11 protein-coding genes are annotated in these 8,010 nt (G+C 39.1%); all 11 read right to left on the reverse strand.

The annotated features are described in order from the left end of the window. Positions 1-64 precede the first annotated feature (64 nt). Positions 65-862 (reverse strand): LysM domain-containing protein, encoded by a 798-nt coding sequence (locus CP370_RS10110; protein ID WP_232457380.1) that lies wholly within the window; start codon positions 860-862, stop codon positions 65-67. After that, on the reverse strand, positions 862-1,866 hold the full coding sequence (locus CP370_RS08555) for a replication initiation factor domain-containing protein (protein WP_232457381.1): 1,005 nt from the start codon (positions 1,864-1,866) through the stop codon (positions 862-864). The genes CP370_RS10110 and CP370_RS08555 overlap by 1 nt, the downstream gene beginning before the upstream one ends. A 243-nt stretch (positions 1,867-2,109) precedes the next feature. Beyond that, positions 2,110-2,454, reverse strand: coding sequence for a single-stranded DNA-binding protein (locus CP370_RS08560; RefSeq protein ID WP_087712503.1), 345 nt, complete (start codon positions 2,452-2,454; stop codon positions 2,110-2,112). Between the two features lie 23 nt (positions 2,455-2,477). After that, positions 2,478-3,320 carry a tyrosine-type recombinase/integrase gene (locus CP370_RS08565; protein WP_087712504.1) on the reverse strand — a complete coding sequence of 281 codons (843 nt, stop codon included), beginning with the start codon at positions 3,318-3,320 and terminating at the stop codon, positions 2,478-2,480. A 23-nt stretch (positions 3,321-3,343) separates the two neighbouring features. Then, positions 3,344-3,496 carry a YvrJ family protein gene (locus tag CP370_RS08570; RefSeq protein ID WP_087712505.1) on the reverse strand — a complete coding sequence of 51 codons (153 nt, stop codon included), beginning with the start codon at positions 3,494-3,496 and terminating at the stop codon, positions 3,344-3,346. Between the two features lie 246 nt (positions 3,497-3,742). Then, on the reverse strand, positions 3,743-3,979 hold the full coding sequence (locus CP370_RS08580; protein ID WP_087712496.1) for a DUF2922 domain-containing protein: 237 nt from the start codon (positions 3,977-3,979) through the stop codon (positions 3,743-3,745). Between the two features lie 21 nt (positions 3,980-4,000). After that, positions 4,001-4,219 carry a hypothetical protein gene (locus tag CP370_RS08585; protein WP_087712497.1) on the reverse strand — a complete coding sequence of 73 codons (219 nt, stop codon included), beginning with the start codon at positions 4,217-4,219 and terminating at the stop codon, positions 4,001-4,003. A 228-nt stretch (positions 4,220-4,447) separates the two neighbouring features. Beyond that, positions 4,448-4,762 (reverse strand): hypothetical protein, encoded by a 315-nt coding sequence (locus tag CP370_RS08590; RefSeq protein ID WP_087712498.1) that lies wholly within the window; start codon positions 4,760-4,762, stop codon positions 4,448-4,450. Position 4,763: 1 nt separating this feature from the next. Beyond that, complete coding sequence (locus CP370_RS08595; RefSeq protein ID WP_087712499.1) at positions 4,764-5,249, reverse strand: hypothetical protein; 486 nt, start codon at positions 5,247-5,249, stop codon at positions 4,764-4,766. A gap of 74 nt (positions 5,250-5,323) precedes the next feature. Continuing rightward, complete coding sequence (locus tag CP370_RS08600) at positions 5,324-5,767, reverse strand: hypothetical protein (protein WP_087712500.1); 444 nt, start codon at positions 5,765-5,767, stop codon at positions 5,324-5,326. A 47-nt stretch (positions 5,768-5,814) separates the two neighbouring features. After that, positions 5,815-6,912 (reverse strand): replication initiator protein A, encoded by a 1,098-nt coding sequence (locus CP370_RS08605; protein ID WP_087712501.1) that lies wholly within the window; start codon positions 6,910-6,912, stop codon positions 5,815-5,817. Positions 6,913-8,010: the final 1,098 nt, after the last annotated feature.

Here is an 8,010-nt window from a genome sequence, read left to right on the forward strand (position 1 = left end):
GCTATTGAGGAGCCTTCCTGTCTACAACCGCGCGGCACTACGCCGCACCATGCACAAAAGCAAACTAAGCAATGCGGACTACTTGTCCGGCAAATATGCGATCTTCTGCTATCGCCCGATTGAGTGCGAGCAAATCAACTACAGGCATGCCATGTCTGCGTGCAATTGAGTACCAGGTATCACCAGGTTGTGCCACATAGTCAAAGTCGACCAAGGAAAGCTGATAGCCGCTGTCGTCAGTATAGTAGCCGTAATAATCATAGGCCAGATACTGTACATCGCCCTCCACTTCATCAGTATAAACCCATGTGCCAGCTTCCGGGACGCCTGAAGCCTTGGCACCGCAATTAATAATGGTTAAATTAATCATTTTCGGCAGTTTAGACAGATCATACAAGCCATCATCTAGGTCACGCTTGAAGAAGGCTAGATCAATGCAGGAGCGGTCGTGGTAACGAGAGAGTAAATCGATCATTTCGATAATCCGTTCTTCACGATTCTTGCAGAATCTATCGCTGTTTATCAAAAGGGTAATTTTGCTCTTACTGGTGTAATAGAGCTTTACCAAACGCTTGGTAAAAGCAATGACATCATCAATATGCTCATGAAGGTCAGTAATCATAAAAGCATGTGTGGTCATCTCTGCCTTACGCGCTAGGTCAGTATGAATGGTTGCAAATTTATGATACTCAAATCCTGAAACGTGCAAGCACACACTTACTGTATTAATACCAAGCATTTTCAAGCGTTCATAGTGTTCAGGGGTTGATGTGGTAATAGCTGAACAATAAGCCATTCTAGGGTAATTTTGGGTAGTTACTGTTCTTGGTGGAGTTTGAATTGTAGTAGTCATTTGTGACATTATGCTGGAGTTCCTTCCTTTTGTAAAAATTGTGTAATTGCGTCTTTATGCTTCTGTGAGAGCCTTTTTGAGCCTTCGACTAGAATTGATCTAAACCAGGCTAAATCACCCTCATGAGCCTCTAAAATAGCTGAAAGCGTTGGAGAAATTTGACGGTCGACCCAAGAAATCATGTCTTCGATTGTTTTATCTTCTTTTTCAATTGTGAGCTGTAGTTTTTCGACATTTGATAAAAGTTCACTCCACCAAGGAGCCGTGGGCCATCTGGCTTGATTTCGATCAGCTATCGGCAAAATAAATCGTAAGTACTGTTTGAGGCTTCCTCTCAGCACGTAGCCTGGAGATTTATGACCATTTATCATGTGATCTACCAGTTTTTTCGCGCGATCTTTGCGATAAACCATTTCAAGGCGTGTCCATTTTTCAGGAATATCTTTCTGATCTGAATTAATCTTACGCTCTAGCGTCTTGTCATATACTCGGCAAAAAAGATCTGAAGCCTGAGAGCCGAAATACATCGTCCTACCTAAAAATGCATTGGTCGACGTTTGTCTTGACGTGACTTCGTCCCATTTACTCCAGCGAGAGGTAAAGTGCCCTTTGATCGCGGCATCGTGAATTTTGTCATAACTGACTATTTTTGATTCAAAATCATCGACTGCCAGGTCAATTCTCGTAAAATTCACGCGTTCATGTGCTGAGAGGACGCGGATAAGGTGCATTAGATCATGCTTTGCGGAGTATTGTCTGCAGCCTTGTCCTGTAATCATGACGTGTATGCCGCTCTGCGGGTTGATTTTAGTATCCAGGTCAACAACATCAGAATTGGCGGTAAACATGACGAAAATACTGCCACCTTGCCATTTGAGTTGATTATGGTACCCGAATCTTCTCTTGGCCAACGGTGAAAAATCCATCCAACCAAGATCTAACGTGTTAATCACCTTGGGTAATTGAGTGTTAAGCACGGTAAACTCTAGCCAGTCAATTTGTACTTTTAACATTGTCTCTATCCTTTTTTTCTGCATTCATGTATTTATTACCCCCCTATTAGTAGCCGGGGGTACATACAAGTTATAAAAAAAGGGGCTTTGCCCCTAACCCCAACGCTCGCCGCTGGGCAGGAAGACCAAATAAATTTGGTTTCCTTTTTAATAGCTTTATAAGCTTATAGATGCTGTCAACTCCTTATCCTCACACGCTTTGCGTGCTCCGGTACCGTTGACAGCCATTCTCGTGATAAAAGACTATGCAGCCATAGCAGGATCCATAGCACTTGCTCTATTAGGATCATGTAAGAAGTGAGTTGAAGCTACCACAACCGTGTGATGATATCTGATGCGTTTAGTGTCATCGTCGATTGAAGTTGAGACTTGTAAGCGCCCATTGCACAGTACCTGACGACCTTTTCCGCAATGCTTAACAATTGCAGCTGCCAGCTTGTCAAAAGCAACACAACGGATAAAGTCAGCTTCATCGCGATTATTTTGACGTGGCACAGCTACTGTAAACCATGCATAATCACGGCCTGATGCTGATCTCTTAATTTCTGGTGTGTCAGTTAATCTTCCTAAAATCTTAATGTCGTTCATCTTCTTTTTCTCCCTTATAAAAATTATATTTCTGGTGTAATGTCTGACAGATCTACTAATGCTGATTGAGCATAATGAGCTGTCATTCCTAAACTCTTGTGTCCCAAGAGATACTGTATCGTTGTTAGGGGCACGCCTTTTTCAGTTAAAAGCGCCGCAAAGGTGTGTCTCAGCAAGTGACAGTGGAAATTTATGCCAGTGTCTTTTGCAAATTGAGTGGCATATCCTTGTAATGTTCTCTTAGATAGCCTAAATAGCGGTCGATTATCAATTTCAAGCTCGCTTCGATACTTCCATACGATCTTGGCGGCTTCTTCGTTGATAATAGGTATGCATCGATCACTGCCCCATTTTGCGTCTTTAATATCGATAAAAACTGATTTTCCTCGAAGAGTTACGTTTTCAGGTCTAAGATGCGCAGCTTCAGCTACACGACAGCCTGATCCATACAGAAGCCAAAAAGCAGCTCTGGCATTCTCTTGCAAGTTTTCAATATATGCTTTAAAAATGCGTAATTCTTCATTCGTTAATCTTTTTACTCGATTGACGCTGACATTTTTTGGATAGTCGTCCGGACTGATTATCACTTCGGCTATATAGCCTTTCTTAAATGCCCATAAACAAAATATCCTAAAAGTCGATAATTTTCCTCTGATTGTCGTGATTTTCTGACGCTTTTTAAAAAGTGTCTTAGTGTAATCTGATAAATCTGCCTTTTTTGTATTTTGTATAGTTAAATTCTTATTGTTGAGATAGGTCTCAATCTCTTCTAATCGTTGCTTATATTCCCTTAAAGTACCGCCAGCCTTGCCTTCCAGGCGCATTTCCTCTATGAACTCATTTATGATTTTTTTCATCGATTGCATAAATATAGAAATTGGTCGTGTGTCTACAATGAATCTTTGCCAGTGGGCCGAATTGCTTCAGATAGCTTGATAACAGCATTTGTAAGCCCATCCAGCTTAGTTTCTATGCGCATTATCAGCAAAATTGCGATTGCCACCCCAGCAGCTTGATCCATAATCATCTTAAAAATGTCCATATCTTATCCTTTCCGGATAATCTCACCCATGTTTGAAGCACAAACCTTGCATAAATCGAGCGATCCGACCAGCATATTTGAGCTCTCAGCGTTTTTAACATCCAAGCGGTAGCTGACATCCTTAACCCGACTGCAAAGCTCACATTTACGATATATGGGCTGAGCATATCCTACTAAATTTAGATAGTCCTTCATTTTCTCTCCTTACAAAAAACGGGAAGGGAACCAAATCCCTTCCCTTAAGCATTATTCAGCTTTTGCATCTGATGCAAAGATATCGTCAGTTTGAGTGGTGTAGTACTCAGCACCAACAACCTTAGCGTAGATAGCTACGCCGTCTTTTTCAAAGGCTGCGGCATCAACGATCTTTTGCATAGCAGACTTAACAGTTTCAGCTGAAAGATCCTGCTTAGGATATCTAACAGTGATCATGCTAGTTTTGTCTTCTGCAGTCTTAAACTTTAATTTTAAAACCTTCTTCATGGTCTATTCTCCTTTCTATGATTAAGCTTGTGGGACAACACGTGAGTTGTCTACTGCATAGATTTCATCACATGATGCGTCAAAAACATCTGTTAAAGCTTCGCTTACTGCATAAATTGCATCTGGTGTTGCTCCATCCTTCAAATTTTGAAGGGTAAAGTTATACTGGCCGCCCTTAGCAAGCTTAGTTCCCATCACAAATTTAGCTTTTCTGTCTACTAATTCTGCGGTTTGTGCCATTTTAGTCACTCCTTTTTCTTAGATTGATTTCTGTTAAAGGTCGAGAGTGTGAAACTCGAAAATTACTTGCGAAAGCATCAAAAAAAGCAATGATGCTTTCTCTGCGATTACTTTCTTCGCGATACATCATTGCTTAGTTTCTTTTCTTAAATTTATGTCTTTCTTGATGTGGTTTTATTATAACAAATAGTTATGCTTTGTGCAAAGCCATAATTAAATAGAATTGTATTACTCAATAATTTTTGAAATAGCCAATGGCTGATAATCTTTATATGCCTGCAACATTGCTTTAACAATCTGAGAGTCAAAATCAGTATCCAATTTTTCATTCAGTATCTGTTTGAAATCTGTAAAACTAATTTTGTCCTTCTGTCTGAGAATATCCAAAAATAGCTTGTCAATTTCATCAGATTGTTTTGAAGAAATCCCATAGTACAAGAGAAATGCTTCTCTATTAGGTGGGAAATCCAGTTTATCAATACAATCACGCAAAACGGATCTCATCAAATACAGTGTATATGTTAATTCATCAGATTCATGCATTTTAGACCAACAACTCCAGACCTAATCTAATCCAATATGCTAATGTTCTAGCGGTACTTGGGTTAACATGTGATGCGATTAATGCACTAGCAATTTGATCTTGAACTGCCTTAAATGATAAATCTTCCCATCTTGAAAGTTTTCTTAGCGTGGGAGTAACTTTATTGAGAACATTTCCAACTTCTACAGCAGCTTTTCTTCCTGCCACTTTTCCTACGGCACTAACTAATTTATTTCGATTTTTTAATACTGCTTTAACTGCAACCTTAGCACCTTTTCCCCAACCAATTTTTGATTCATTTAATGATTGTTCATTCTGAAAAGAAATACCATTGGTTGGTACTTGAAAAGTCTGTGTACTGCTATCAGAAGCCGTTTGAGTCGAAGAAGATGTCACTTCGGCAGCTTGCACACTATTTGAAACTACTTCAGCAGTGGGAACACTTAACAGAAGCGTTACTAATGACGTGAATACAACCTTTTTCAATTTGTTTATCATTTTATAAAATTAGCATTAAATGTCAATAGTTAATACACATTTTTTTATCATTTTTAGTTAATCTATCTAAAAATCCAACTATACCAGTGTTTATCAGTCTTTTTATCTGAATCTAACTTCTCAGAGCTCGTCTCATCACTGTCTTTATGCATTAGTTGTGGTTTATCAGCGAGATTTAATTTCTGTGCCTGGTCAGCTAATCTATTAGCTGTATCTATCTGTTGATCTTTAATAGCCAGCTGTGATTTTAAGAATTCCACTTCTTCAGATAGTGCCTTAATGCGCGCATTTTTTTCCTGCATCAAAGCTTCCTTTGCATCTGGCTTAGTATCCCTATTATCATGGGCTTTCTTAAAGTCTTCTAACACTTGTGCAGAGTATAAAGGTGCATTACCTTTCATCTGTGCATTTTTAATTTTATGCTTAGCCAGCCAACGAGTAATTGTTGAACGATTATAGCCTGTAGACTTTGCAATATCAGCGACTGTGTAGAATTTTTTAGACATAATTTTCTCCTTTTGTTTGCACTAGTGCGCATTGATGCACGCATATATTAATTGCTGATAGCTTCTCTTTTTTCTAGAATTTCATCCGCGTAATTCTGGAACATATTCTTATAAGCTCCAAAGATGTAATTTTCGATATTAACTTTTTTACCTTCGTCATATATTCTTCGCGTCCGATTAAGTACCCGTCTCATCGTATTGCTGATTTCTTTTTGTAGTTTATGAGGCTCGATTCCCATTTCATTGAGGAACTGAATATCACTTGAACTTAACTTACGATTACCATCAATATTCAAAACAGCTTCAGCATATTTTATATTTTGCTTTTTTAACTCCTTAACAACACTGTTCTTAGCATTAAGAACGATGCCAGTTATTCTAGCCAAATCTTTAGGAGTTTTAACCCACATACTTAACAGTTTATAAGTATCTTGGTTAAAGATAACTGTGTCTTTTGTATCAGTTTGAGTGTAGTAGTTAGCAGCATTTTTTACTAAGTCTTTATTTTGTGCATCGATTTCTGCAGGAGTGTAATTACTTGGGGAGAAATCTAATTGAGTATTTTCCTGTGTCTTAATTGTATCTTCAGAAGAAGTATAGTATAGATAGGGTTCGATTTTCGAACTTCCTTGTGGCTGTAGGGCTGAGGCCCCGTTTTCCGGAAGTTCGAAAATCGAACTTCCTTGTGGCTGTAGGGCTGAGGCCTTGTGGTCTGGAAGTTCGAAAATCGAACTTCCTTGTGGCTGTAGGGCTGAGGGGTCATTGTGGTGTGAAATTAGGTACACATCGTCGGCATTTACTTCTGGTCGGAGCAAATATAATCTATTAGGTTGATTCAATCCAATTCTTTTTTGCTCAAGTAAATTTGCTTTTTCTAGTTCCTTTTTGATCTTAACTACTTTTTCCTTAGCGCAATTAAGCATGTTCATTAACTCTTGGTTAGTGAAGATGAAGTAAATATTGCCATTGTCGTCAACCCAATTGTTTTTAACGGAGTAGGAGAAACGATCTTTAAGGATTGCGTATGCCACCTTAGTTTCTAATTTCAGTGGCTTATACTTTTCATTGGTAAAGAAGACCATAGGAAGCTGGTAAAACTTCTCAGCATATTCTTGATTGACATTGTAATAATTCTTTTTTGGCATTTTAAAAGCCCCTTTCTGTGTGTGAAGCACTTGCAGGGGCTTTAATTAATTATTCGTGTTGCATTAAATAGAGTTTGCCCTTTGACCAAGGGAAAACTTGTTGTATAATATTATCAAACGAAATATTAATCAAAGCACCTGCCCGAACTACCAATTCTGTAAGTGCTTTTTTTATTGATTTAGGTATATTATACCAAATTACCAAAGGCGATGGAACCCACGTTTGTGCGATTCTATCGCCTTTTTGCTACCAAAAAAGCCGCCCCGAAGGACGGCTTTGGTCTGTTAATGCATTACTTTTAACGCTTAAGCATTTCATTTAGTTCATGTAGGACTAAGTGAAGTTCGTGCAAAAACAGAATAGTTAGGATTGAGAAAATTACTTCTTGCATGATATTGCTCCTTTCTAGCTTTTTACAGCGATGTAGGGGCATAGACATGCCAAATTTATTTTACCATGTTATAATAATTATAGGATTGAGGAAATGTTCTTGCGTGAGTAAGGACATGTCTAAGGACGGCGGTCAACTGACCGCTTTTTTTGTTACCTGGAAAGTTTGTGAATTTTGTAAATATGCAAAAATAAAAAGCCTAATTTATGGGCTTTTTGAATTGTGTACGGTTTTATTTCACAAAGTAAAAAACATGGTCCTGGTAAAAATGTCGTAAAAATGCGGGTTAATACCAGCTATCATTAAAATTGCTATTTTAATGAGTAGTGCAATTTAGGTATCAGGAATAGCCTGTAGCTTTGACTGGCTGACCGAGCCGATAAGGAGAGACGCGTCCGCAGGCGTGGCTCGACCGGCGCAGGGCAGACACGGCATTGCGGAGGGCTATTCCTGATACCCTTATATCTTTCATGGAACACAAAAATGCACCAGATACAGGTGCATTTTTTGTTATTTCAAGGATATAAGGCTTTTGTGCATGGTGCGGCTTCGCTTTGGCAACGACCACATGGGAAGTCTCCTCAATAGCGAGTAAGCCAATCGCCCACTTTTATTAGAAGGATGGGATAGTGAGCGATTGTCTTACTTAAGGCTATTGAGGAGCCTTCCTGTCTACAACCGCGCGGCACTACGCCGCACCATGCAC

It is taken from the genome of Lactobacillus sp. UMNPBX19 (assembly GCF_002553805.1).
Taxonomy (GTDB): Bacteria; Bacillota; Bacilli; order Lactobacillales; family Lactobacillaceae; genus Lactobacillus.